This is a genomic window from Neisseria basseii (genome assembly GCF_962707005.1).
GTDB lineage: Bacteria > Pseudomonadota > Gammaproteobacteria > Burkholderiales > Neisseriaceae > Neisseria > Neisseria bergeri.
The window spans coordinates 1-1,439 of sequence record NZ_CAUIXH010000048.1 but is presented as its reverse complement, the minus strand read 5'-3'; the positions used below and the strand labels follow the sequence as shown (position 1 = coordinate 1,439).

Sequence of the window (1,439 nt, the reverse complement as noted above, 5' to 3'; positions counted from 1 at the left end):
CGACGGCCCTATGCCGCAAACTCGCGAACACATCCTGTTGGCCCGCCAAGTAGGCGTACCTTACATCATCGTGTTCATGAACAAATGCGACATGGTTGACGATGCCGAGCTGTTGGAACTGGTTGAAATGGAAATTCGCGACCTGTTGTCCAGCTACGACTTCCCAGGCGACGACTGCCCAATCGTACAAGGTTCTGCACTGAAAGCTTTGGAAGGTGATGCTGGTTACGAAGAAAAAATCTTCGAATTGGCTGCTGCATTGGACAGCTACATCCCAACTCCTGAGCGTGCCGTGGACAAACCTTTCTTGTTGCCTATCGAAGACGTGTTCTCTATTTCCGGTCGCGGTACCGTAGTAACCGGTCGTGTAGAGCGCGGTATCATCCACGTTGGTGACGAGATCGAAATCGTAGGTCTGAAAGAAACCCAAAAAACAACTTGTACCGGCGTTGAAATGTTCCGCAAACTGCTGGACGAAGGTCAAGCAGGTGACAACGTAGGCGTATTGCTGCGTGGTACCAAACGTGAAGACGTGGAGCGAGGTCAAGTATTGGCTAAACCAGGTACTATCACTCCTCACACCAAGTTCAAAGCAGAAGTATACGTACTGAGCAAAGAAGAGGGTGGTCGTCACACTCCGTTCTTCGCTAACTACCGTCCACAATTCTACTTCCGTACTACCGACGTAACCGGCGCGGTTACTTTGGAAGAAGGTGTAGAAATGGTAATGCCGGGTGAGAACGTAACCATTACTGTAGAACTGATTGCGCCTATCGCTATGGAAGAAGGTCTGCGCTTTGCGATTCGCGAAGGCGGCCGTACCGTGGGTGCCGGCGTGGTTTCTTCTGTTATCGCTTAATTGAAGGATATTGATAAATGGCAAACCAAAAAATCCGTATCCGCCTGAAAGCTTATGATTACGCCCTGATTGACCGTTCTGCACAAGAAATCGTTGAAACTGCAAAACGTACCGGTGCCGTTGTAAAAGGTCCGATTCCGTTGCCGACCAAAATCGAGCGTTTCAACATTTTGCGTTCTCCGCACGTGAACAAAACTTCCCGTGAACAATTGGAAATCCGCACCCACTTGCGCCTGATGGACATTGTGGATTGGACCGATAAAACTACCGATGCGCTGATGAAGCTGGATTTGCCGGCCGGTGTTGATGTAGAAATCAAAGTCCAATAATTCGGACTATTGAAAATCCCCAAGCAATCAATGCTTGGGGATTTTTTTATGTTATGCCGTCTGAAAATATGCGGCGGCAAACAGATTCAAGATAAAACAACAAAATCAAAAAACAGTGCGGTCGGTGAAATTGGCTTATTTTGTGCCTCAAGAATTTTCAGACGGCATTTTTTAGTGAACAAAACAGGATATTTTTATCCATAGCCTTCCTAAGGCTTGCCCCCCCCCCCCCCGAAGAAAGGTAGAATCGG

2 protein-coding genes are annotated in these 1,439 nt (G+C 48.1%); both read left to right on the top strand.

Annotation, left to right across the window (positions count from 1 at the left end; genetic code table 11):
• Positions 1-859: elongation factor Tu (tuf, locus tag Q9I99_RS11210; protein WP_304666235.1), on the top strand; the 859-nt coding region annotated here is incomplete at its 5' end.
• A gap of 17 nt (positions 860-876) precedes the next feature.
• On the top strand, positions 877-1,188 hold the full coding sequence (gene rpsJ / locus Q9I99_RS11205) for a 30S ribosomal protein S10 (protein ID WP_002215394.1): 312 nt from the start codon (positions 877-879) through the stop codon (positions 1,186-1,188).
• Positions 1,189-1,439: the final 251 nt, after the last annotated feature.